The sequence below is a fragment of the Serratia fonticola genome (genome assembly GCF_001006005.1).
GTDB classification, from domain to species: Bacteria; Pseudomonadota; Gammaproteobacteria; order Enterobacterales; family Enterobacteriaceae; genus Chania; species Chania fonticola.
Map to the genome: position 1 here is coordinate 2,987,925 of NZ_CP011254.1, position 23,388 is coordinate 3,011,312.

General features: G+C 53.5%; 17 protein-coding genes, 2 tRNA genes, 3 rRNA genes and 1 other annotated feature. Of the genes, 12 read left to right on the forward strand and 10 right to left on the reverse strand.

Going from position 1 to position 23,388, the window contains the following annotated elements; all coding sequences use genetic code 11:
• The first annotated feature begins 299 nt into the window (after positions 1 to 299).
• Together WN53_RS13230 and tyrA are read left to right on the forward strand one after the other, a co-directional pair.
• Positions 300 to 1,373 (forward strand): 3-deoxy-7-phosphoheptulonate synthase, encoded by a 1,074-nt coding sequence (locus WN53_RS13230; RefSeq protein WP_021182194.1) that lies wholly within the window; start codon positions 300 to 302, stop codon positions 1,371 to 1,373.
• Positions 1,374 to 1,379: 6 nt separating this feature from the next.
• On the forward strand, positions 1,380 to 2,501 hold the full coding sequence (tyrA, locus tag WN53_RS13235) for a bifunctional chorismate mutase/prephenate dehydrogenase (protein WP_024485186.1): 1,122 nt from the start codon (positions 1,380 to 1,382) through the stop codon (positions 2,499 to 2,501).
• A gap of 39 nt (positions 2,502 to 2,540) precedes the next feature.
• Here tyrA and pheA read toward each other — a convergent pair whose 3' ends face one another.
• The 4 genes from pheA to bamD all read right to left on the reverse strand — a co-directional run bounded on the left by pheA (position 2,541) and on the right by bamD (position 5,421).
• Positions 2,541 to 3,698: a bifunctional chorismate mutase/prephenate dehydratase gene (gene pheA, locus WN53_RS13240; RefSeq protein ID WP_021182196.1), complete on the reverse strand. Its 1,158-nt coding sequence runs from the start codon at positions 3,696 to 3,698 to the stop codon at positions 2,541 to 2,543.
• An 84-nt stretch (positions 3,699 to 3,782) separates the two neighbouring features.
• Positions 3,783 to 3,908 (reverse strand) — a sequence feature (Phe leader region).
• On the reverse strand, positions 3,860 to 3,907 hold the full coding sequence (pheL, locus tag WN53_RS28840; protein WP_192958309.1) for a pheA operon leader peptide PheL: 48 nt from the start codon (positions 3,905 to 3,907) through the stop codon (positions 3,860 to 3,862). (Overlaps the previous feature by 48 nt.)
• A 124-nt stretch (positions 3,909 to 4,032) precedes the next feature.
• The gene (gene raiA, locus WN53_RS13245) at positions 4,033 to 4,377 is read right to left on the reverse strand and encodes a ribosome-associated translation inhibitor RaiA (RefSeq protein ID WP_021182197.1); all 345 of its coding nucleotides are present in this window, start codon (positions 4,375 to 4,377) and stop codon (positions 4,033 to 4,035) included.
• Positions 4,378 to 4,689: 312 nt separating this feature from the next.
• The gene (gene bamD, locus WN53_RS13250; RefSeq protein WP_021808131.1) at positions 4,690 to 5,421 is read right to left on the reverse strand and encodes an outer membrane protein assembly factor BamD; all 732 of its coding nucleotides are present in this window, start codon (positions 5,419 to 5,421) and stop codon (positions 4,690 to 4,692) included.
• A gap of 132 nt (positions 5,422 to 5,553) precedes the next feature.
• On the opposite strand from bamD, the gene rluD reads away from it, so the two are divergent.
• The 9 genes from rluD to dkgB all read left to right on the forward strand — a co-directional run bounded on the left by rluD (position 5,554) and on the right by dkgB (position 16,980).
• The gene (rluD, locus tag WN53_RS13255) at positions 5,554 to 6,531 is read left to right on the forward strand and encodes a 23S rRNA pseudouridine(1911/1915/1917) synthase RluD (RefSeq protein WP_024485187.1); all 978 of its coding nucleotides are present in this window, start codon (positions 5,554 to 5,556) and stop codon (positions 6,529 to 6,531) included.
• Positions 6,531 to 7,262 carry a purine nucleoside phosphorylase YfiH gene (gene yfiH / locus WN53_RS13260; RefSeq protein ID WP_024485188.1) on the forward strand — a complete coding sequence of 244 codons (732 nt, stop codon included), beginning with the start codon at positions 6,531 to 6,533 and terminating at the stop codon, positions 7,260 to 7,262. The genes rluD and yfiH overlap by 1 nt, the downstream gene beginning before the upstream one ends.
• Before the next feature lie 130 nt (positions 7,263 to 7,392).
• Positions 7,393 to 9,966 (forward strand): ATP-dependent chaperone ClpB, encoded by a 2,574-nt coding sequence (clpB, locus tag WN53_RS13265; RefSeq protein WP_021808129.1) that lies wholly within the window; start codon positions 7,393 to 7,395, stop codon positions 9,964 to 9,966.
• 564 nt (positions 9,967 to 10,530) lie between these two features.
• A 16S ribosomal RNA gene (locus WN53_RS13270) occupies positions 10,531 to 12,071 on the forward strand.
• A 205-nt stretch (positions 12,072 to 12,276) separates the two neighbouring features.
• Positions 12,277 to 12,352, forward strand: a tRNA-Glu gene (locus WN53_RS13275).
• Positions 12,353 to 12,594: 242 nt separating this feature from the next.
• Positions 12,595 to 15,502 (forward strand): 23S ribosomal RNA (locus WN53_RS13280).
• 108 nt (positions 15,503 to 15,610) lie between these two features.
• Positions 15,611 to 15,726: ribosomal RNA gene (gene rrf / locus WN53_RS13285) — 5S ribosomal RNA — on the forward strand.
• The 16S, 23S and 5S rRNA genes sit together here with 2 tRNA genes alongside, the layout of an rRNA operon.
• A 94-nt stretch (positions 15,727 to 15,820) precedes the next feature.
• A tRNA-Asp gene (locus WN53_RS13290) sits at positions 15,821 to 15,897 on the forward strand.
• Between the two features lie 279 nt (positions 15,898 to 16,176).
• A complete protein-coding gene (dkgB, locus tag WN53_RS13295; protein ID WP_024483597.1) occupies positions 16,177 to 16,980 on the forward strand; it encodes a 2,5-didehydrogluconate reductase DkgB in 804 nt (267 codons plus the stop codon).
• Between the two features lie 47 nt (positions 16,981 to 17,027).
• Here the strand turns inward: dkgB and WN53_RS13300 are convergent, their stop codons facing one another.
• From WN53_RS13300 to WN53_RS13320, 5 genes are read right to left on the reverse strand one after another with little or no spacing between them, the layout of a single operon-like run.
• Entirely contained in the window at positions 17,028 to 17,339 is a 312-nt protein-coding gene (locus tag WN53_RS13300) for a PTS lactose/cellobiose transporter subunit IIA (RefSeq protein ID WP_024483598.1), read from the reverse strand.
• 1 nt (position 17,340) lies between these two features.
• Complete coding sequence (locus tag WN53_RS13305) at positions 17,341 to 17,652, reverse strand: PTS sugar transporter subunit IIB (RefSeq protein WP_024483599.1); 312 nt, start codon at positions 17,650 to 17,652, stop codon at positions 17,341 to 17,343.
• Position 17,653: 1 nt separating this feature from the next.
• A complete protein-coding gene (locus tag WN53_RS13310; RefSeq protein WP_024483600.1) occupies positions 17,654 to 19,114 on the reverse strand; it encodes a M17 family metallopeptidase in 1,461 nt (486 codons plus the stop codon).
• Positions 19,107 to 20,072 (reverse strand): glycosylasparaginase, encoded by a 966-nt coding sequence (locus WN53_RS13315; protein ID WP_024483601.1) that lies wholly within the window; start codon positions 20,070 to 20,072, stop codon positions 19,107 to 19,109. Before WN53_RS13315 ends, WN53_RS13310 begins: the two co-directional genes overlap by 8 nt.
• A gap of 1 nt (position 20,073) precedes the next feature.
• The gene (locus tag WN53_RS13320; RefSeq protein ID WP_024483602.1) at positions 20,074 to 21,360 is read right to left on the reverse strand and encodes a PTS sugar transporter subunit IIC; all 1,287 of its coding nucleotides are present in this window, start codon (positions 21,358 to 21,360) and stop codon (positions 20,074 to 20,076) included.
• Positions 21,361 to 21,539: 179 nt separating this feature from the next.
• Here WN53_RS13320 and WN53_RS13325 point away from each other — a divergent pair, with 179 nt between their 5' ends.
• Positions 21,540 to 22,412 (forward strand): hypothetical protein, encoded by an 873-nt coding sequence (locus WN53_RS13325; protein ID WP_024483603.1) that lies wholly within the window; start codon positions 21,540 to 21,542, stop codon positions 22,410 to 22,412.
• Here the strand turns inward: WN53_RS13325 and yafC are convergent.
• On the reverse strand, positions 22,409 to 23,299 hold the full coding sequence (gene yafC / locus WN53_RS13330) for a DNA-binding transcriptional regulator YafC (RefSeq protein ID WP_024483604.1): 891 nt from the start codon (positions 23,297 to 23,299) through the stop codon (positions 22,409 to 22,411). The genes WN53_RS13325 and yafC overlap by 4 nt on opposite strands.
• Between the last annotated feature and the right edge of the window lie 89 nt (positions 23,300 to 23,388).

The window sequence follows — 23,388 nt, forward strand, 5'->3', positions numbered from 1 at the left end:
CGCCAATGAATAATCCATTCTAGTGTTCACTTTTATTTACACTGCGTGGTTTTTAATAAGTTTTCTGTTGGTAGGGTCTCGTTGTGTTTTATTGTGGTTTTAAAATATTTTTCAAATAAAACAGTTTATTAAATTGATTTTTGTTTCCTGTGACCGGTGATTTGCTTTCCTGTTTATGATGGTAATTTTTTATTTACAGTAAATGGATTGAAAACTTTACAAGGAGTGGTTAAGGTAGCACCTGTAACGCTCAATGTTTTAACTACACACGCATAACGGCAAACGACAGGAATAGCATCATGCAAAAAGACGCGCTCAACAACGTACATATCAGTGCAGAACAGGTTCTGATCACCCCGGAAGAGCTGAAGAACCAGTTCCCACTCAGTGCCAACGATGAAACGGAAATCGCGACGGCCCGCCAGACCATTGCCAATATCCTTAAAGGGCAAGATCACCGTCTGCTGGTGGTCTGTGGGCCATGTTCGATCCACGATCCTGATGCCGCGCTGGATTACGCGCGCCGCCTGAAAACCCTGTCGGCTGAATTGAGCGATCAGCTGTATATCGTTATGCGCGTCTATTTTGAAAAGCCAAGAACCACCGTCGGCTGGAAAGGCCTGATCAACGATCCGTATATGGATGGATCCTTTGATGTAGAAGCAGGTTTGCACATTGCGCGTCGCCTGCTGCTGGATCTGGTCGGTATGGGCCTGCCGTTGGCGACCGAAGCGTTGGATCCGAACAGTCCGCAATACCTGGGCGATCTGTTCAGCTGGTCGGCGATCGGTGCGCGTACTACAGAATCTCAGACGCACCGTGAAATGGCTTCCGGCCTCTCAATGCCGGTGGGCTTCAAAAACGGTACGGACGGTAGCCTGGGCACGGCCATCAACGCGATGCGCGCCGCATCCATGGCGCACCGTTTTGTCGGTATCAATCAGGCTGGCCAGGTTTGCCTGCTGCAAACCCAGGGTAACCCAGACGGTCATGTGATCCTGCGCGGTGGTAAAACGCCTAACTACAGCGCTGAGCACGTTGCCGCCTGCGAAAAACAGATGCAGGATGCGGGACTCCATCCGTCCTTGATGATAGATTGCAGCCATGGCAACTCAAATAAAGACTATCGCCGTCAGCCAGCGGTTGCCGAATCCGTAGTAGAGCAGATCAGAGCGGGTAACCGTTCGATCACCGGCATCATGCTGGAAAGCAATCTGCATGAGGGCAGCCAGTCTTCTGAACAGCCGCGTGTAGATATGCGCTACGGCGTATCGGTGACCGATGCCTGCATCAACTGGGAAAGCACGGAGACGCTGCTGCGCCAAATGCATCAAGAGCTCGGCGCTGCGCTGATGGCACGCACTGGAGAGTAGTGAGTTATGGTGGCTGAACTGACCGCATTGCGCGATCAAATTGACGAAGTGGATAAAGCGCTGCTGGCCCTGTTGGCGAAACGCCTGGAGCTGGTGGCGGAAGTAGGGGAAGTCAAAAGCCACTACGGTTTACCGGTTTACGTACCTGAGCGAGAGGCGGCAATGCTGGCTTCTCGCCGCAAGGAAGCGGAAAGCCTTGGCGTTCCGCCCGATTTGATCGAGGACGTACTGCGCCGCGTGATGCGCGAATCCTACACCAGTGAGAACGACAAAGGCTTCAAAACGCTGTGCCCACAGTTGCGCCCTATCGTCATTATTGGCGGTAATGGCCAGATGGGCCGCCTGTTTAACCGGCTGCTTACGCTGTCGGGTTATCAGGTCAAAGTGTTGGATCAAGAGGATTGGCCGCAGGCAGATAGCCTGCTGGCGGATGCCGGTATGGTGATTGTCAGCGTGCCGATCCATATCACCGAGCAGGTGATCGCTCAACTGCCGCCGCTGCCGCAGGACTGTATTCTGGTCGATCTGGCTTCGGTGAAGAACCGGCCGTTACAGGCGATGCTGGCCGTACACAGCGGCCCGGTATTGGGGTTACACCCGATGTTTGGCCCGGATGTTGGCAGCGTGGCCAAACAGGTGGTGGTGTACTGCGATGGTCGTCAGCCAGAGGCCTACCAGTGGCTGCTGGAGCAATTGCAGGTTTGGGGGGCGCGTTTACATCGTATCAGCGCCGTCGAACACGATCAGAACATGGCCTTTATCCAGGCGCTGCGCCACTTTGCTACTTTTGCTTACGGCCTGCATCTGGCCGAAGAGAACGTACAGCTGGAGCAATTGTTGGCGCTCTCTTCGCCGATCTATCGGCTGGAGCTGGCGATGGTGGGGCGGCTATTTGCGCAGGATCCGCAGCTGTACGCCGATATCATCATGTCTTCGGAAGACAACATTCATCTGATCAAACGCTACTATCAGCGCTTTGGTGAGGCGATCAAGCTGCTGGAGCAGGGCGACAAGCAGGCCTTTATTCAAAGCTTCCAGAAGGTGGAGCACTGGTTTGGTGATTATGCCCAGCGCTTCCTGGTTGAGAGCCGTTCTTTGCTGCGCCAGGCGAACGATAGCCGTCAATAAAGGGAAAAGGGTTCGGCATAGCCGAACCCTTTTTGCTACTTAAGACGGATTGACCGGCACCACGTTTTCGCTTGGATAACAGCCCAGCACTTTCAGCGAGCGAGTGATCGGTGTCAGCCCCTTCAACGCCTTCTCCATCGCCACAGAACGCAGGTTAGCCTGCACATCAATGTAGAACATCTCTTCCCACGGGTTACCGTTGATCGGGCGTGATTCCAGCTTGGTCATGATGATGCCATTGTCACGTAGCACCAACAGGGCTTCCACCAGAGCACCGGATTGTTGACCGGTGGCCATGATCAGCGTGGTTTTTGCCGGAACCTGCTCGGAAACCTCAATCGCCTTACGCGCCAGAATAATGAAGCGAGTGATGTTCTGCTGCTGATTTGCCAGGTTATGTTCCAGTACCTGCAGGTTGTACAGTGCACCACCGGCCTCGCTGCCCAACGCCGCAGCTTTTGGCGAGTTCAGCTTGGCGACCTTCTCCATCGCGGCGGCGGTGCTTTCGCAATACTCAATCTTCCAGTGGGGATAGCGGTTCAAATACTGGCTGCACTGCTGGAAAGGCTGCGGGTGACTATAAACGGTTTCGATCTGCTGCAGATCGGTGTCGCTGGCTACCAGCACGCAGTGATCGATCGGCAAGGTTAACTCACCCACGATCGACAGGCTGGTATGTTGCAGCAGGTCGTACACATCGTTGATAGAGCCGGAGCTGGTGTTCTCGATCGGCAAAATGGCGTAATCCGCCTGGCCGGTTTCCACCTGGGTAAAGATGTCCTGGAATTTCTGACAGCCGCATTCGATGAGCTGATCGAAATGGCGGGCGGCGTACTGGCGGGCGGCCAGATGTGAGTAAGAGCCTTTTGGCCCCAGGAAGGCAATACGCGCGGAATGCTGGCTGGTCTGGTTAAGCTGGTGCTGCAACAGGGCCTGCTGAGTCAGCACGGAGTCTTCGATAATCAGCTGGAACAGGCGGGTGACGTAGAAACCATCGAGGTCATAAGGTTTGGCCGCGCTGATCAAGGCGTCCAACAGATCGCGCTCACGCTCTTTATCGCGGATCGGGCGGTGCGAATGCAGTTTGGTTTTGCCCACCTCCACCGCCAGTTCACGACGCTCTGCCAGCAGGGCCAGCAATTTCATATCCAGTGCGCTGATGCGTTCGCGCAGCACGAGTAACGGGTTATCAGTCATAATCAGCTTTGCCTTGTATTCTTCTAATCCCGTCGTCTTGCAAGCCGCAGCTTGAAGCCCAGCGGGGTGGGTTGTCAAATAGCCATAAAAAAAGCCCCCTGCTTGAGGAGGCTTGGTTGTTCGTCTTCGCATTCTTTCTCACACGACGAAACGCCTCCCAATCAGGGGAAGGTAAAAAAGAATGCGAAGAAAAACGGTTTACGGCTCATGGTGTTCCAAAATGTGTGTAAATCAGGGTTTAAAGTAACCGCTGGCTTTTCATTGTGTCAATAGAAACCGGCAGACAAAAAACGCGCCCTCGGGCGCGTTTGATGTGAAACAATCACTTGCAGAGTTATTCCTCTTCTTCCTGCGTGATTACTGGAGCCAGGTCTTTCACGCTGGCATAAGCGCGGCGTGCCTCGCTTTTGTGTTGTACCTTGTTCAGCTGACGCTCAAGTTTGGCAATCAGATCATTAACGGCGGTATACATGTCTTCATGTTTGGCGCTGGCAACCAGCGGACCGTTAGGCGTGGTAATGGTGGCGTCGACGGCAAACCCTTTAGGTTCTTTAGATAAGACAATGTGTGGGTTGATTAGCTGCGCCTGCCACTTTTCCAGTTTACTGAGACGGTCTTCGACATGATTACGGATTGCGGGGGTGATATCCATTTGTTTGCTGGTAATGTTGAGTGTCATATAACTTACCTCTCTGTCTTTCCGTCTTGGATAGATTCAGCATACCGCTCTTTTTGCCGAAATGCGTGATGGAAAACACAAATTTTTGTCACTTTTTGCAAAGTTAGTTCAATCTGTGATTTAGCGTCTGAAACTGCCATCTAACGCTTGAGTCTTGGCAGCAGAACGCGCATTATCGATAGGTTAACCGGTGGTGCAGCCTTGCTAACACCGTGTTTTTGCTTGTGTATTTATCCTGAAAATGGCTGAATTTACAGCAAATGAAAACGGCAGCCGAAGCTGCCGTTTTGTTTTTGTGCCTATCTCAAAGACTCAAGACGCGTTCGCGGCGATGATTTTCGCTACCTTGTCGGCCTGAGCATTCAATTGCAACTGGCGATAGGCGTTTTCCATCAGCGGCAGCGCATCGCGCGTCGCTTTGGTATCCGGGAATTCACGCATCATCTGCTCAACGCGATTAACTACCGCGACGTAAGCGCCACGTTTAGTGTAGTATTCCGCCACTGAGAGCTCGTACTTGGATAGACGGTCCTTCAGGAATACCAGACGCTTGTAGGCATCGGTCGCGTATTGGCTGTTCGGATACTGCTGGATCAGCTGGCTGAAGTCGCGGAATGCGGCGCGGGCATGCTGTGGATCGCGGTCAGAACGGTCAACCCCGAAGAAGCCTTGCAGTGCACTGTCATCCAACGCCATATCTGTCAGACCGCGCATGTACATGACGTAGTCGATGTTCGGATGCGTTGGGTTCAGACGCATAAAGCGATCGATAGAGGCCTGTGCCAAAGGTAAATCGGCAGATTTATAGTAGGCATAAATCAGATCCAATTGGACCTGCTGAGAGTACGGCCCGAATGGATAGCGGTTATCTAACGCTTCGAGTTGCGTAATCGCGCCCTTAAAGTTACCGTCCTGCAGTTTTTGCTGGGCAGTAGCATAGATTTCCGAAGGCGGGCTGTCGGGAACCGTATCCTTGGATGTGGAGCAACCTGCCAGCGCCAGGCTCAACGTGGCTGCCGCCACCAGATATTTCATACGCGTCATGACGTTTAGATTATCCTCAGGGTGTTATTTTGGGAGACTGTCCGTTAAGCTCCCGACAAAAGACCAGTTACAATAGCACATTATATTAAACGGCATCGCCGTGAAAACCCAACGTTAACGAAGAAGCTGCATATGGCACAACAAGTACAACTCACCGCAACGGTGGCCGAAACTCAACTCGGACAACGTTTAGATCAGGCTTTGGCCGAATTGTTCCCTGATTATTCAAGATCTCGCATAAAAGAATGGATCCTGGAAGACAGGGTACAGGTCAATGGCAAAACGATAAACAAGCCGAAAGAGAAGGTACTGGGGGGAGAGACGGTCGCCATTGATGCACAGATTGAAGAAGATGCCCGTTGGGAACCGCAAGACATCCCGCTGGATATCGTCTATGAAGACGCCGATATTCTGGTGATCAACAAGCCTCGCGGCCTGGTGGTGCACCCAGGTGCGGGTAATCCGGATGGGACGGTGCTTAATGCATTGTTACATTATTTCCCGGAGATTGCCGACGTACCGCGTGCCGGTATAGTTCACCGTTTGGACAAAGATACCACCGGCCTGATGGTGGTCGCCAAAACCGTTCCGGCGCAAACCCGCCTGGTTGAGGCATTGCAGGAGCGTGAGATCACCCGTGAGTACGAAGCGGTAGCGATCGGCACCATGACCGCGGGGGGCACGGTGGAGCAACCTATTGCTCGCCACTCCACCAAACGTACTCACATGGCCGTGCACCCAATGGGCAAACCTGCGGTGACCCATTACCGCATTATGGAACATTTCCGCGCCCATACCCGTTTGCGTTTGCGCCTGGAAACCGGTCGTACGCACCAGATCCGTGTGCATATGGCGTATATCGACCATCCGCTGGTGGGCGATCAGCTCTACGGTGGCCGTCCACGTCCGCCAAAAGGGGCGTCAGAGGCCTTCATCAACACGTTGCGCGGCTTTGACCGTCAGGCACTGCACGCAACCATGTTGCGCCTGTATCATCCGATCAGCGGTATCCAGATGGAGTGGCATGCGCCAATCCCACAGGATATGGTCGATCTGATCAACGCGCTGAAGCTCGATACCGAAGAATTCAAAGATCAGATGGATTGGTAATGAGTTCGCTGATTTTACCCGATTGGCCGCTGCCTGCAGGGGTAACAGCCTGCAGCTCCACTCGTCATGGCGGTGTCAGCCTTCCTCCCTACGACTCGCTGAACCTCGGTGAGCATGTTGGTGATGATGCACAGGCCGTGGCGCGTAACCGCCAATGTCTGGTAACGGCGGCTGGTTTGCCGCAGATGCCTCTGTGGCTGGAACAGGTACATGGCACTCGTGTGCTGACGCTGGATGGCCAAACGCCTGAAGATTTGCGCGCCGATGCGGTTTACAGCAATGTGGCCGGGTTGGTCTGCGCGGTGATGACGGCGGATTGCCTGCCGGTGCTGTTTGCTTCACAAGCGGGTGATGAAGTTGCTGCCGCGCATGCCGGTTGGCGTGGCTTATGTCATGGCGTGCTGGAAAATACCGTGGCGCGCTTTACTGCGGCACCAGAAAACATCACTGCCTGGCTAGGCCCGGCGATCGGCCCAAGCCGGTTCGAAGTTGGGGCTGAAGTGCGTGCGGCATTTATGGATATTGATAGCGCCGCCGCTGCCGCTTTTACTCCCCACGGTGAAAAATTCCTCGCAGACCTCTATCTTTTGGCTCGCCAGCGCTTGCAATGTGCTGGTATTTTCGCCATTTATGGCGGTAATCGTTGCACAATGAACGAAATGAGTCATTTTTTCTCCTATCGGCGCGACGGAACAACCGGACGTATGGCAAGTTTGATCTGGGTGAGATAACCTACTGCCCTAGGACGATCCACTGATGCATGACGTTGTACTCATAATATAGTGTCGAGATAACCTTGAAAATTTGAGGGATGACCTCATTTAATCTCCAGTAGCAATTTTGACCTACATTGGAGGTGTTATGCGTCTGGATCGTCTTACTAACAAATTCCAGCTTGCCCTCGCCGATGCCCAGTCTTTGGCCCTTGGGCGCGACAATCAATTTATTGAACCGTTACATCTGATGAGCGCCCTGCTCAATCAGGATGGGGGCACGGTTCGCCCATTACTGACTTCTGCCGGGATTGATGCTGCGCGAGTGCGTACCGACATCGATCAGGCATTATCTCGTCTGCCGCAGGTTGAAGGTACCGGTGGGGATGTTCAACCCTCACACGAACTGGTACGCGTCCTCAACCTGTGCGACAAGCTGGCGCAAAAGCGGGCAGACAAGTTTATTTCATCCGAGCTGTTTGTGCTGGCGGTGCTTGAAGATCGCGGTAACTTGACCGATCTGCTGAAAGCTGCCGGTGCCACAGCGGACAAAATAGCCAAAGCCATTGAACAAATGCGAGGGGGAGACAGCGTGGATGACCAAGGTGCTGAAGATCAGCGTCAGGCTCTGAAAAAATACACTATCGATCTCACTGAGCGTGCGGAACAGGGCAAGCTTGACCCGGTGATTGGCCGTGATGAAGAGATCCGCCGCACCATTCAGGTGCTGCAACGCCGTACCAAAAACAACCCGGTACTGATTGGTGAGCCTGGTGTCGGTAAAACCGCCATCGTTGAAGGCTTGGCTCAGCGCATTATCAACGGCGAAGTTCCCGAAGGGCTGAAGCATAAACGCGTGCTTTCCCTGGATATGGGCGCGTTGATTGCCGGGGCGAAATACCGGGGCGAATTTGAAGAACGCCTGAAGGCGGTGCTGAGCGATCTTTCCAAACAGGAAGGCAGCGTCATCCTGTTCATCGATGAGCTGCATACCATGGTGGGTGCCGGTAAAGCCGATGGCGCGATGGATGCTGGCAACATGCTCAAACCCGCGCTTGCCCGTGGGGAACTGCACTGCGTAGGGGCGACCACGCTAAACGAGTATCGCCAATATATAGAGAAGGATGCTGCGCTGGAGCGCCGCTTCCAGAAAGTCTATGTCGCGGAACCGAGCGTGGAAGACACCATCGCCATCCTGCGTGGCCTGAAAGAACGCTATGAGCTGCATCACCACGTACAGATCACGGACCCGGCGATCGTAGCTGCGGCAACGCTGTCGCACCGCTATGTTTCCGACCGTCAGTTGCCGGATAAGGCCATCGACCTGATCGATGAGGCCGCCTCCAGCATTCGTATGCAGATGGACTCTAAGCCGGAATCACTCGATCGCCTGGAGCGCCGTATCATCCAGTTAAAACTGGAAGAGCAGGCACTGAACAAGGAATCGGATGACGCCAGCAAGAAACGCCTGGAAATGCTGAGTAGCGAGTTGGAGCAGAAAGAGCGCGAATACTCAGAACTGGAAGAAGAGTGGAAAGCGGAAAAGGCTTCGCTGTCTGGTACCCAGAATATCAAGGCGGAACTGGAGCAGGCCAAGATCACGCTGGAGCAGGCGCGCCGCGTAGGTGACCTTGGGCGCATGTCTGAACTGCAGTATGGCAAAATCCCTGAGCTGGAAAAACAGCTTGAGGCGGCCACGCAGGCAGAAGGCAAGACCATGAAGCTGCTGCGTAACCGCGTTACCGACGCCGAAATCGCTGAAGTCTTGGCGAAAGCGACCGGTATCCCGGTGGCCAGAATGCTGGAAGGTGAGCGTGACAAACTGCTGCGTCTTGAGCAGGAACTGCACTCACGGGTGATTGGCCAGGATGAAGCGGTGAACGCGGTGTCCAATGCCATTCGCCGTAGCCGTGCCGGTCTTTCCGATCCTAACCGGCCGATTGGTTCATTCCTGTTCCTGGGGCCTACCGGGGTGGGTAAAACCGAACTGTGTAAGGCGTTGGCTGGGTTCCTGTTCGACAGTGATGACGCGATGGTGCGTATCGACATGTCCGAGTTTATGGAGAAACACTCCGTATCGCGGCTGGTGGGTGCACCTCCGGGTTATGTCGGTTATGAAGAGGGCGGTTATCTGACAGAAGCGGTGCGCCGTCGTCCGTATTCAGTGATCCTGCTGGATGAAGTGGAAAAAGCGCACCCAGACGTGTTCAACATCCTGCTGCAGGTGTTGGATGACGGACGTCTGACAGACGGACAAGGTCGTACCGTTGATTTCCGTAATACCGTGGTGATCATGACCTCTAACCTGGGTTCCGATCTGATCCAGGAGCATTTCGGTCAGATGAGCTATCCACAGATGAAGGAATCGGTCATGGAGATGGTGAGCCAACATTTCCGTCCGGAATTCATCAACCGTATCGACGAAGTGGTGGTGTTCCATCCGCTCGGCCAGAAACATATCGCGCAGATTGCCAAGATCCAGTTGGCGCGTCTGTACCAGCGTCTGGAAGAGCGCGGCTACGAAGTCAGCATCACGGAGCCGGCATTGGAGCTGTTGGGTAAAACGGGTTACGACCCAGTGTATGGTGCGCGGCCGTTGAAACGCGCTATCCAGCAGGAAATCGAAAACCCGCTGGCACAGCAAATCTTGTCTGGCAAGTTGATCCCAGGCAAACCGGTGACGCTGGACGTAGAAAACGACCATATCGTCGCCAAGCAATAAAAGTAGTTGTTGGTAGCTATATAGAAGGGGGCGGTTTTTACCGCCCCCTTTTCTTTGGCTTTAGCCTGGTTGACGGGTTTTCTTCGAGCAAAACGCTTAAAACCTTCCTTTTTTGCTCAATAAATACCCACAAATGACGTTTTGGCTGGTTTTTTGAACGCTTGAAAAGTTTTTTGAATTTAGGGGTTGCGCCCTTCTGAGAACTCCCTATAATGCGCCTCCACTGACCGGGAACAACGACGAACAAGTCGCCCAGCCAGGAAGAAGCAACCCGGTGAAAACACCGCGTCTCGTAAGAGAAAAAGGTTGACTCTTCAGCGGGAAAGCGTAATATGCACCTCCCGCGTTACCGAGAAACATCCCGGTAACGAACGCTCTTTAACAATTTATCAGACAATCTGTGTGGGCACTCACAAGACGATATCCAGCTACTTCGGTAGCAAAAAAATATCAAGTCTTGAAGAGTGACCAAGCAGTAATTCATGCGAATGAATTATTACGAAAGTTAATTTTCGAGCATCGCTGCACCGTTCTTTAATGAACAGTGTCAGCAAATCAAGCTTTTAATTGAAGAGTTTGATCATGGCTCAGATTGAACGCTGGCGGCAGGCCTAACACATGCAAGTCGAGCGGTAGCACAAGGAGCTTGCTCCTGGGTGACGAGCGGCGGACGGGTGAGTAATGTCTGGGAAACTGCCCGATGGAGGGGGATAACTACTGGAAACGGTAGCTAATACCGCATAACGTCTTCGGACCAAAGTGGGGGACCTTCGGGCCTCACACCATCGGATGTGCCCAGATGGGATTAGCTAGTAGGTGAGGTAATGGCTCACCTAGGCGACGATCCCTAGCTGGTCTGAGAGGATGACCAGCCACACTGGAACTGAGACACGGTCCAGACTCCTACGGGAGGCAGCAGTGGGGAATATTGCACAATGGGCGCAAGCCTGATGCAGCCATGCCGCGTGTGTGAAGAAGGCCTTCGGGTTGTAAAGCACTTTCAGCGAGGAGGAAGGGTTCAGTGTTAATAGCACTGTTCATTGACGTTACTCGCAGAAGAAGCACCGGCTAACTCCGTGCCAGCAGCCGCGGTAATACGGAGGGTGCAAGCGTTAATCGGAATTACTGGGCGTAAAGCGCACGCAGGCGGTTTGTTAAGTCAGATGTGAAATCCCCGAGCTTAACTTGGGAACTGCATTTGAAACTGGCAAGCTAGAGTCTTGTAGAGGGGGGTAGAATTCCAGGTGTAGCGGTGAAATGCGTAGAGATCTGGAGGAATACCGGTGGCGAAGGCGGCCCCCTGGACAAAGACTGACGCTCAGGTGCGAAAGCGTGGGGAGCAAACAGGATTAGATACCCTGGTAGTCCACGCTGTAAACGATGTCGACTTGGAGGTTGTGCCCTTGAGGCGTGGCTTCCGGAGCTAACGCGTTAAGTCGACCGCCTGGGGAGTACGGCCGCAAGGTTAAAACTCAAATGAATTGACGGGGGCCCGCACAAGCGGTGGAGCATGTGGTTTAATTCGATGCAACGCGAAGAACCTTACCTACTCTTGACATCCACAGAACTTTCCAGAGATGGATTGGTGCCTTCGGGAACTGTGAGACAGGTGCTGCATGGCTGTCGTCAGCTCGTGTTGTGAAATGTTGGGTTAAGTCCCGCAACGAGCGCAACCCTTATCCTTTGTTGCCAGCGCGTAATGGCGGGAACTCAAAGGAGACTGCCGGTGATAAACCGGAGGAAGGTGGGGATGACGTCAAGTCATCATGGCCCTTACGAGTAGGGCTACACACGTGCTACAATGGCATATACAAAGAGAAGCGAACTCGCGAGAGCAAGCGGACCTCATAAAGTATGTCGTAGTCCGGATCGGAGTCTGCAACTCGACTCCGTGAAGTCGGAATCGCTAGTAATCGTAGATCAGAATGCTACGGTGAATACGTTCCCGGGCCTTGTACACACCGCCCGTCACACCATGGGAGTGGGTTGCAAAAGAAGTAGGTAGCTTAACCTTCGGGAGGGCGCTTACCACTTTGTGATTCATGACTGGGGTGAAGTCGTAACAAGGTAACCGTAGGGGAACCTGCGGTTGGATCACCTCCTTACCTAAAGATATGCAGTTGAGTGCAGTGTCCACACAGATTGTCTGATGAAAAGTAATGAGCAAACAAAACCTTGTGGTATAGGTAAGTGCCGGGAAATTTGTGGCTGTCTAGTGCAGTGACAAACAACAATGGCGCTCGATTTTTCACGAAAAATCTCACCTTTACCCGAAATTATCGAATCAGTGATTCGATAAGCAAATTTCGGGTCCCCATCGTCTAGAGGCCTAGGACACTGCCCTTTCACGGCTGTAACAGGGGTTCGAATCCCCTTGGGGACGCCATCCGATAATGAGTGAAAGACATTATCACCGGTCATTCGTGACTGATTATCTTAAAGATGACTCTTGCGAGTCGTGTTTAAGATATTGCTCTTTAACAATCTGGAACAAGCTGAAAATTGAAACATGACAGCTGAAACTTATCCCTCCGTAGAAGTATTGGGGTAAGGACTAACCTGTCATAGAGTCTCTCAAATAAACAGCACGACAGTGTCTCTGTTTACAGAAACACCTTCGGGTTGTGAGGTTAAGTGACTAAGCGTACACGGTGGATGCCTAGGCAGTCAGAGGCGATGAAGGGCGTGCTAATCTGCGAAAAGTGTCGGTAAGGTGATATGAACCGTTATAACCGGCAATACCCGAATGGGGAAACCCAGTGTGTTTCGACACACTATCGTATGGTGAATACATAGCCATACGAGGCGAACCGGGGGAACTGAAACATCTAAGTACCCCGAGGAAAAGAAATCAACCGAGATTCCCCTAGTAGCGGCGAGCGAACGGGGAACAGCCCAGAACCTGAATCAGTTCTTGTGTTAGTGGAAGCGTCTGGAAAGTCGCGCAGCAAAGGGTGATAGCCCCGTACACTAAAATGCATTAACTGTGAGTTCGATGAGTAGGGCGGGACACGTGACATCCTGTCTGAATATGGGGGGACCATCCTCCAAGGCTAAATACTCCTGACTGACCGATAGTGAACCAGTACCGTGAGGGAAAGGCGAAAAGAACCCCGGCGAGGGGAGTGAAATAGAACCTGAAACCGTGTACGTACAAGCAGTGGGAGCACCTTCGTGGTGTGACTGCGTACCTTTTGTATAATGGGTCAGCGACTTATATTTTGTAGCAAGGTTAACCGTATAGGGGAGCCGTAGGGAAACCGAGTCTTAACTGGGCGAATAGTTGCAAGGTATAGACCCGAAACCCGGTGATCTAGCCATGGGCAGGTTGAAGGTTGGGTAACACTAACTGGAGGACCGAACCGACTAATGTTGAAAAATTAGCGGATGACTTGTGGCTGGGGGTGAAAGGCCAATCAAACCGGGAGATAGCTGGTTCTCCCCGAAAGCTATTTAGGTAGCGCCTCGTGAACTCATCTTCGGGGGTAGAGCACTGTTTCGGCTAGGGGGCCATCCCGGCTTACCAAACCGATGCAAACTCCGAATACCGAAGAATGTTATCACGGGAGACACACGGCGGGTGCTAACGTCCGTCGTGAAGAGGGAAACAACCCAGACCGCCAGCTAAGGTCCCAAAGTCATGGTTAAGTGGGAAACGATGTGGGAAGGCATAGACAGCCAGGATGTTGGCTTAGAAGCAGCCATCATTTAAAGAAAGCGTAATAGCTCACTGGTCGAGTCGGCCTGCGCGGAAGATGTAACGGGGCTAAACCATGCACCGAAGCTGCGGCAGCGACGCTTAGGCGTTGTTGGGTAGGGGAGCGTTCTGTAAGCCGTTGAAGGTGAACTGTGAGGTTTGCTGGAGGTATCAGAAGTGCGAATGCTGACATAAGTAACGATAAAGCGGGTGAAAAACCCGCTCGCCGGAAGACCAAGGGTTCCTGTCCAACGTTAATCGGGGCAGGGTGAGTCGACCCCTAAGGCGAGGCCGAAAGGCGTAGTCGATGGGAAACAGGTTAATATTCCTGTACTCGGTGTTACTGCGAAGGGGGGACGGAGAAGGCTAGGCTAGCCGGGCGACGGTTGTCCCGGTTTAAGCGTGTAGGGGGAGTGACCTGGTAAATCCGGTTACTTACTAACCCTGAGGCGTGATGACGATGCACTACGGTGCAGAAGTAGTTGATGCCCTGCTTCCAGGAAAAGCCTCTAAGCATCAGGTAACATCAAATCGTACCCCAAACCGACACAGGTGGTCAGGTAGAGAATACCAAGGCGCTTGAGAGAACTCGGGTGAAGGAACTAGGCAAAATGGTGCCGTAACTTCGGGAGAAGGCACGCTGGCGCGTAGGTGAAGAGACTTGCTCTCGGAGCTGAAGCCAGTCGCAGATACCAGCTGGCTGCAACTGTTTAATAAAAACACAGCACTGTGCAAACACGAAAGTGGACGTATACGGTGTGACGCCTGCCCGGTGCTGGAAGGTTAATTGATGGGGTCAGCCGCAAGGCGAAGCTCTTGATCGAAGCCCCAGTAAACGGCGGCCGTAACTATAACGGTCCTAAGGTAGCGAAATTCCTTGTCGGGTAAGTTCCGACCTGCACGAATGGCGTAATGATGGCCAGGCTGTCTCCACCCGAGACTCAGTGAAATTGAACTCGCTGTGAAGATGCAGTGTACCCGCGGCAAGACGGAAAGACCCCGTGAACCTTTACTATAGCTTGACACTGAACATTGAGCCTTGATGTGTAGGATAGGTGGGAGGCTTTGAAGTGTGGACGCCAGTCTGCATGGAGCCAACCTTGAAATACCACCCTTTAATGTTTGATGTTCTAACTCGGCCCCATAATCTGGGGTGAGGACAGTGTCTGGTGGGTAGTTTGACTGGGGCGGTCTCCTCCCAAAGAGTAACGGAGGAGCACGAAGGTTAGCTAATCACGGTCGGACATCGTGAGGTTAGTGCAAAGGCATAAGCTAGCTTGACTGCGAGAGTGACGGCTCGAGCAGGTACGAAAGTAGGTCTTAGTGATCCGGTGGTTCTGAATGGAAGGGCCATCGCTCAACGGATAAAAGGTACTCCGGGGATAACAGGCTGATACCGCCCAAGAGTTCATATCGACGGCGGTGTTTGGCACCTCGATGTCGGCTCATCACATCCTGGGGCTGAAGTAGGTCCCAAGGGTATGGCTGTTCGCCATTTAAAGTGGTACGCGAGCTGGGTTTAGAACGTCGTGAGACAGTTCGGTCCCTATCTGCCGTGGGCGTTGGAAGATTGAGAGGGGTTGCTCCTAGTACGAGAGGACCGGAGTGAACGCACCACTGGTGTTCGGGTTGTCATGCCAATGGCACTGCCCGGTAGCTAAGTGCGGAAAAGATAAGCGCTGAAAGCATCTAAGCGCGAAACTTGCCTCGAGATGAGTCTTCCCTGGGCCTTTAAGGTCCCTGAAGGAACGTTTAAGACTAAGACGTTGATAGGCTGGGTGTGTAAGTGCAGCGATGCATTGAGCTAACCAGTACTAATGATCCGTGAGGCTTAACCTTACAACACCCAAGGTGTTTTAGAGAGATTGAAGTAGATTTTCAGCGAAGTTCCGAGATTGGTTTCGATGGCGACACGAGAGTGAAGCGGTTGGAATGAAACAGAATTTGCCTGGCGGCAATAGCGCGGTGGTCCCACCTGACCCCATGCCGAACTCAGAAGTGAAACGCCGTAGCGCCGATGGTAGTGTGGGGTCTCCCCATGCGAGAGTAGGACACTGCCAGGCATCAAATAAACGTTATCAGTATGACACCTGGTAATGCGCGAAATCACTCAGGTGGTTTTGCCAGCATCGAAAGATGCGACGTAAAAGAATCGGTGGAGCGGTAGTTCAGTTGGTTAGAATACCTGCCTGTCACGCAGGGGGTCGCGGGTTCGAGCCCCGTCCGTTCCGCCACTTAATTGATAAGCCCTGAGTCTCTGACTCAGGGCTTTTTCATTTGCTAAATTTCCCACACTTCATAAAGCAATCAAGGGGCACCGAGCTAATCCACGATGCCGGACCGCCCCCTAGCCCTTTGGGAGAGGGTTGGGGTGAGGAGATTTCCTGCCAAATCAAGGTCTATTGTTGCCAATTAATCAAAAGTCTTATGCACAATAGGGCGTTTTTGATCAACAAAACTGCTGCCATAATCCTCTCAAGCTGTTTTGATAAACAAACCGAGAGAACATAATTATGAGCATCCCTGCATTTGGCTTAGGTACTTTCCGTCTACAAGATCAAGTGGTGATCGATTCCGTGAGCACCGCTCTGGAACTGGGCTACCGTGCCATCGACACCGCACAAATCTATGAGAACGAAGCGGCCGTTGGCCAAGCTATCGCAGCCAGCGGCGTGAAACGTGAAGAGCTATTTATCACCACCAAAATCTGGATCGCCAACCTGGGCAAAGACCAACTGATCCCAAGCCTGCAAGAAAGCCTGAAAAAGCTGCAAACCTCCTATGTGGATCTGACCCTGATCCATTGGCCGTCACCGAACGATGAAGTCTCGGTTGCCGAGTCGATGGCGGAGTTGGTGAAGGCTAAGGAACTCGGACTGACGCGCCAGATTGGTATTTCCAACTTCACCGTTGAACTGATGCAGCGCGCTATTGATGCAGTGGGTGCTGATGCGATTGCCACCAATCAAATCGAACTCTCGCCGTATCTGCAAAACCGTCAGGTGGTTGAATTTGCACAACAGCATGGCATTGCCATCACCTCCTATATGACGCTGGCTTATGGTAAGGCGTTGCAGGATGAAGTTATCAACAATATCGCCAAGCGTCGTGATGTGACCGCCGCTCAGGTGATCCTGGCTTGGGCGATGCAACTGGGTTATGCGGTGATCCCGTCCTCGACCAAGCGTGAAAACCTGGCGAGCAATCTGTTGGCCCAGCAACTGACGCTGTCTGATTATGAAATGGCTGAAATTGCTGCATTAGAATGCAATGGCCGTCTGGTTAGCCCGGAAGGTCTGGCACCAAACTGGGATTGATAGGTTGGCCGTCTGTGGTTTTGAGGCCACAGACGGCTTAGCTTGTTTTAACGAGCGATCTTTTGGTGTAAGGCGATAATCTCACGGCCCATTTCCATCAGCATAATCGCGTTCATCAGATGGTCCTGTGCATGGACCATCACCAGATGAACCGGGATTTTACCGCTGCCTTCGTCCATTTCGATCAGTTTGGTCTGCACGTGATGAGCGCCAGAGAGTGCCTCCTGCGCTTGTTGCATATACTGTTCGGCCTGCACGAAGTCTTCTTCTTCGCGCGCACAGCGCATGGCTTGAAACACCAGACTGCGGGCGTAACCCGCATTGGCAATCAGCTCCATCACTTCGTTTTCCAAATCCATTTCAGGCTTCCTCAATCAGTGCCAGAGCTTGATCCAATACCTTGTCACCCTTCATGGTGCCGTAGGCCATCATATCGATGCAGGCGACTTTTTTATGGTGCTCGTGGGCTATCTTCTCGCATTCTGCCAGCTTATAGCGGATCTGCGGCCCCAGCAGCGCGACGTCAAATTCGGTTACTGCCGTTTTGTATTCACGGATCGACTTGGCACAGATCTCGGCGTCAATACCGCGCGCTTTGGCGGCTTCCTGCATCTTTTTCACCAGCAGACTGGTGGACATACCCAAGTCACACACTAACAGGATCTTTTTCATGTTATTTCTCCAGGCGTTCCAGCAGGTGCTGGATTAAAAGTGGGATCGGTCGGCCAGAGGCCACGCTACGGCCATTTTCGCGCCACAGCGCGGTGCCGCTGATATCAAGGTGTGCCCAGGGGATCTCCGCCCGGCTGAAGCGACTTAGGAAGTAGGCGGCAGAGGTACTGATCGCCGCATTGTTGGTAGGCGTGTTACACAGATCGGCAATACCGCTCTCGACCTGTTTGCTGAAGCGCTCATCTAACGGCAACGACCATAAAGGATCGCCACTGTGCAAGCCTGCCTGAGTAAGATCGTGACGCAGTTTCTCATCCTCGGTCATCAGCCCGCTAAGATCGTAACCCAAGGCTTTGACCACCGCGCCGGTGAGCGTAGCCAGATCGATCACGTATTCAGGCGGCTGCTGATTATTGGTCAACCTGCTGGCGTAGGCGATACCATCGGCCAGTACCAGCCGCCCCTCGGCATCGGTGTTATTGATTTCCACGGTTAAGCCGCTGTAGCTGGTTGCGACATCGCCTGGGCGCATCGCTGCCGGGCCAATCATATTTTCGGCCAGCGCCAGTACGCCTACCAGACGGACCGGCAGCTTGAGTTCTGCCACGGCCAGCATCAGGCCAAAGACGTTAGCTGCGCCACACATGTCATATTTCATGGTGTACATGCCATCGCCGCCCTTTAGCCACAGGCCGCCGGTATCGAAGGTGATACCTTTGCCCACGTAGGCGCTGAAGGGGCCGGTATCGCTACCCTGGTAACGTATCACCACCAAACGTGGAGGATTATCGGCACCTTTACCTACCGCCTGTAGCAGACCAAGACCTTGCTCAGCGATCTGCTGTTCATCCAACACTTCGCAACTCAGGCTGGGATAGGAGGCAATCTGGCGGGCGATCTCGCTGGCGAAAAATGCCGGGGTGCAACGATCGCTTGGCATGTCGGCAATGCGTCGTGCTGCCTTCATCCCCATGGCGGTGGCAGCCGCTTGAGACAGTCGCTGCTCGAGAGTGGCTCGTTGCTCCGGCTGGCAATAGAACACCAACTCCTGGATACGCGGTACAGGCGCCGTTGCTGCCTTTTTCAGACCGAGATCGCTCAGTTGGTAATCCAGGTTGAACAGGAAGTGCAGCAGAGGGTTCAGTGCCAGCAGGCTGCGGTGATCAAACACCGTGCAGTCGACGATCAACTGCGTACTAGAGCCACTGCGTAGTAGAGGACGCAGTGCGGTGACCAGCTTGCTGGTTTGCCCATCGAGCCAGAACGTTTTTGGCAACAGCGTGACGCGGCCTACCGGAGCACAGCCATAGGCGCAGTCGGCGGTTTGCTGTTGGGCTGTGGCCTGCAGTTCCTGTAACAGGGCTGCATTGCAGGGTAATTGCAATGGGCTGCCGGGATAGCTAATCACATGGTTGTTAACTTCCCATGCGGGGATTTCACTCAGTAACCGATAATTAATCAAAATGGATCTCCTCAATCGGCGCGCGAATGCGCTCGGCATAGTCGGTTAGCCATTGCTCGCTGGCTGGAGTGTAGTGGGTATGCTCGGCCCGGCGTTCTGCCAGATACACCGTCGGTGGCTGGATGGCGCTGGCGACCACAAACGAGAAGGTTTTGATATTGGTTGAGATGCCGAACTCTCCCTGCCGATTCATGCAGACTACGGAGAGATCGCCCACCCGGCCAAAGCGGGCTATCAGCCGGTCTTCCAGCTCGAAGACGACCGAATCGGCCGCCTGTTGTGGCGTCATACCTTGCTGCATACGGCGCACGATCTCATAGCTGGTGCAGCCCTTCATCAGGTCTTCACCCACTCCGGTGGCAGTTGCGGCTCCGATCTGGCTGTCACAGTAGAAACCGGAGCCAATCACCGGTGAATCACCCAGTCGGCCACGGCGTTTCATAAACAACCCGCTGGTAGACGTGGCCACGCTCATTGAACCATGTAGATCGAGGCCGATAATGCCGACGGTATCGTGACCATCGTAGGGGCTAAGGCCCTTATCGATGGTTTCGCGGCAGCGTTTACGATAGTGCTGGGTTGCACGTTCGGTGAGCATGGTCTTGTCGGCAAAACCCTGGCTAAGGGCCCACTCACGTGCGCCAGCCCCCACCAGGACGCTGTTGAAGCGTTCGCGGCTCAGCGCTTGGGCAACCTTCACCGGGTTGGCGATATCCACCAGGTTACCAACGGCACCAAAGGCCAGCGTATCGCCATCCATAAAGGCCGCATCCAGTTCTACCTCACCATTTTCGGTAGGCAGGCCGCCGAAACCGACAGATTTATAAAACGGAAAATCCTCCACTTCCGCCACAGCGCTAACCACGCTTTGTGCGGCGCTTGCCCCGGCTTTCAGCGCTTCACTGGCCTGGGTGACGCCTTCCAGGGCCATACGCCAGGTTGCAATCATTCCCCACATATCAAACTCCTGATGTTTCGGCTGCGCGATACTGTTTGTCCAGAATGCGCAGGAAAGGCAGATAAAGCATGGCGCCGATCAGCAGGTTAACGATCTGCATCAGGCTGCCACTCAAATGGCCGGTCACGATAAAGCCACTGATCACCGGTGGCAGCGTCCAGGGGATAAATACCCCGGTAGTGACGGCGACGGCCCCCACCTTCATCGCCACGTATTGCACGGTAACCAACACCACCGGCACCAGGTTGAAAGGGATCAACATGATGGGGTTCATGATCACCGGCAGGCCAAACAGGATCGGTTCATTAATATTGAAGATTGAGGCCGCCGCCCCCATGCGACCTACTTCGCGGATGCTATTGCTACGGGCAAAGAACAGAATGGCGATCACCAACGACAGAGTGGCACCAGCACCCCCCATCCAGATCATATCGAAAAACTGTTCGGTAACGATGTGCGGTGGCGTAACCCCGGCCTGGATAGCGGCGATGTTGTCGGTCTGGTTTTCCATCCACAGCGGACGAATGATGCCGTTGACCATCGAACCGGAGTTGATCCCCACTGACCATAGGATGGTGATACTCAATACCGTCAGCAGCGCGCCGATATAGGAAGTGCCAAAGTGACGTACCGGCGTAGCGACCACGTTATAAATAAACTGATGAATGGTTTGGTAGCTGGTGTGTTCGAACAGAATACGGATCGCCAGCACCAGGATAATCACGAACAGAGCAGGCAGCAGAGCGGCGAAGGATTCCTGTACCGCAGGTGGCACGCCTTCGGGCATTTTGATAATCAGTTTGCGGCGCTTGAGGTAGCAGAACAGTTCGGTCCACAGCAGTGAGCCGATCATCGCCACAAACAGCCCCTTGCTGCCGATCCACTCGGTCGGGATCACATTGATATTACCCAAGGCTTCTACCTTGATAAACGGCGTGAGGATCAGGAAACACACCAGCGACAGAATACCGCTGGAGACGCGGTCCTCGTCATAATGTTCCGCCAGGCGGTAAGCGGTAAGGAAGCTGACAAACAGCGACATGGTGGAGAACACCGCGTTGAACGGGATCTCGATGATATTGCTCCAGCTGGCGCCAAACAGGCCTGCCATAAACTGCTGGTAACCCTGATTGGGGAACGACGAAATCACCAGCAGGATAGAGCCGACGATAATGAACGGCATAAAGGAAACATAGGCACCGCGGATGGCACACAAATGCCGCTGCTGTGCGGCCTTGGCCGCCAGAGGCATCAGCTTGGCTTCAAGAAATCCCAGAACGTTGTTCATGCTAAACCCCGTAGGTATGCTTATTGGAGAAAAACAGGTAAGGGTGGCGACTTATTGGCTGGGATTATCAGTGAATGGATTTTAAAGAAAGGTGAATCAGTTCACAGTGTGAGGTGAATTTATAAAATATCTCACAAGATTAGTTATGATAGGACATCAATTTTAGTGTGGAGTCCACGATGGAAATCAAGCTGCATGCCAATGCGACCACCACCCCACGAGTGCGGCGTTATATCCAGCAATCGGATAAAAGTGACCGCGTTTTGGCGCAGGAGCTGGGCATCTCCGTGGCGACAGTACGCCGTTGGCGGCAGCGCCAGGATGTCGCCGATCGCCATACGGTGCCAAAAACTACCCGCAAACTGCTGACGGACGAGCAGAGTTTGCTTATCAACTGGCTGAGACAAAAATTACAGTTGCCGTTGGATGAGCTGCTGGTGGTGGTGAATCAGGGGATGCAACAGCCGATCTCCCGTGCGGGTTTGGATCGCTATCTACGCGGCGTGGGCCAGCGCGGTGAGGAACAGAGCAGGGTGCTACGCGGTAAAAAGGCGGTGAAGGCTGGTGAACTGCCGGTAACTCTCGCCCTTTTTTATCAACGAATTAGCCTATCGGCCGAGGATGGCGGCGAACAGCACCTCTTGTGGGCCGAAGAGAAGGTCAGCGGCTGGCTGAGTGCACGAGCCTTTGCGGGCGCTTCGCCGATGCTGGTGGTCAACTGGCTGAAGGAACTGTTACCGCACTGCCCAGGCGATATACAATCTATTGAGACTGAAAATAAAAAGCTGTTCGGCAATAGCGAGTCTCAGACCCATCCCCTACAGCTATGGTGTCGGGAGCAGGGGATTACGCTGCAACAACCCGCGCTACCGCAAATGGAGATTGTGCTGCGGCTTGAAAGCCAACTGGCGCAGTTGCTACCGGCGGCGGAGAACTCATCACTAGACAACGTGTTGCAGGCGCTCTGTGCCAGCTATAACCAACACTGGCCACAGAAGAAGCTGGGTGGCCTGACGCCCACCGCATTCTGGTTACAGCATCGACCAGGTTAACGGGGTGCCAGGCTTTCGCTAAGAAAGTCGATAAAGCTGCGTAGGCGGTTGCTTACGGCACTGTCGCTGTAATAAACCGCATTCACCGGTACGGCAACCGGCAGCGTCTCCTCGACCAGGATCTGCACTAAGTCCCCACGCTGAATATCCTCATCGATCATAAAGTTAGACAGGCAGGCGATGCCGTTGCCATGCAGACAAAGGTGGCGCTGTGTTTCTCCGCTGTTGGTAGTCAGCCCCGGTGTAATCTCCAACTGCCGGCCATCGGCGCAGGCTAATGGCCAGCGGTTCAGGTTGGGCAGATCGTTGAAGCCGATGCAGCAGTGTTGCGCCAGCTCCTCCACGCTTTGCGGGGTACCGAACTGTTGCAGATAGGCCGGTGACGTCACAATTTTTCGATAGCTGGTCATCAGTTTGCGCGCCTTCAAACTTGAGTCTGTGAGTTCCCCTACGCGGATGGCAATGTCGACCTTGCGCTCAATCAGGTTGATAAAGGTTTCTGAAGAGACCAGAGAGAGCGACATTTCCGGGTAGCGGGCACGAAACTCGCCAACCAATGGGGTCAGCACGTGCAACACGACCGGCGTTGCGGCATCCACGCGCAACAGGCCCTGGGGCCGCTGGCGGCTCTCCATCAGCGCATTTTCCGCCGCGGCCATATCGCTCAGGACTTTCTGCACCTGGCGGAAATAGTTTTCTCCCTCCTGCGTCAGGCTGATCTGGCGGGTGGTGCGATTGAGCAGCGTGACCCCCAGCTTACTTTCCAGCTTTTTAACCGTACGGCTGACCACCGAGTTCGCCTGTTCCAAGTGCTCCGCCGCGCGGCTGAAGCTACCGCATTCCACCACGGTGACAAAGGTGATCAGTTCATCCGAATTTGCCTTCATTGTTGCTCCGTCAGCAAAATTTATTTGAAATTTTGAGCATTTTTATCATTTAAGCACAGGCAGATAATCACCGCTATCAACCCGAACGC

What these genes read in the sequence shown, in the direction of transcription:
- WN53_RS13230 (WP_021182194.1), top strand. Translation starts at nt 300, where the DNA reads ATGCAAAAAGACGCGCTCAACAACGTACATATCAGTGCAGAACAGGTT.
- tyrA (WP_024485186.1), top strand. Translation starts at nt 1,380, where the DNA reads ATGGTGGCTGAACTGACCGCATTGCGCGATCAAATTGACGAAGTGGAT.
- pheA (WP_021182196.1), bottom strand. Translation starts at nt 3,698, where the DNA reads ATGACTGATAACCCGTTACTCGTGCTGCGCGAACGCATCAGCGCACTG.
- raiA (WP_021182197.1), bottom strand. Translation starts at nt 4,377, where the DNA reads ATGACACTCAACATTACCAGCAAACAAATGGATATCACCCCCGCAATC.
- bamD (WP_021808131.1), bottom strand. Translation starts at nt 5,421, where the DNA reads ATGACGCGTATGAAATATCTGGTGGCGGCAGCCACGTTGAGCCTGGCG.
- rluD (WP_024485187.1), top strand. Translation starts at nt 5,554, where the DNA reads ATGGCACAACAAGTACAACTCACCGCAACGGTGGCCGAAACTCAACTC.
- yfiH (WP_024485188.1), top strand. Translation starts at nt 6,531, where the DNA reads ATGAGTTCGCTGATTTTACCCGATTGGCCGCTGCCTGCAGGGGTAACA.
- clpB (WP_021808129.1), top strand. Translation starts at nt 7,393, where the DNA reads ATGCGTCTGGATCGTCTTACTAACAAATTCCAGCTTGCCCTCGCCGAT.
- dkgB (WP_024483597.1), top strand. Translation starts at nt 16,177, where the DNA reads ATGAGCATCCCTGCATTTGGCTTAGGTACTTTCCGTCTACAAGATCAA.
- WN53_RS13300 (WP_024483598.1), bottom strand. Translation starts at nt 17,339, where the DNA reads ATGGATTTGGAAAACGAAGTGATGGAGCTGATTGCCAATGCGGGTTAC.
- WN53_RS13305 (WP_024483599.1), bottom strand. Translation starts at nt 17,652, where the DNA reads ATGAAAAAGATCCTGTTAGTGTGTGACTTGGGTATGTCCACCAGTCTG.
- WN53_RS13315 (WP_024483601.1), bottom strand. Translation starts at nt 20,072, where the DNA reads ATGTGGGGAATGATTGCAACCTGGCGTATGGCCCTGGAAGGCGTCACC.
- WN53_RS13320 (WP_024483602.1), bottom strand. Translation starts at nt 21,360, where the DNA reads ATGAACAACGTTCTGGGATTTCTTGAAGCCAAGCTGATGCCTCTGGCG.
- WN53_RS13325 (WP_024483603.1), top strand. Translation starts at nt 21,540, where the DNA reads ATGGAAATCAAGCTGCATGCCAATGCGACCACCACCCCACGAGTGCGG.
- yafC (WP_024483604.1), bottom strand. Translation starts at nt 23,299, where the DNA reads ATGAAGGCAAATTCGGATGAACTGATCACCTTTGTCACCGTGGTGGAA.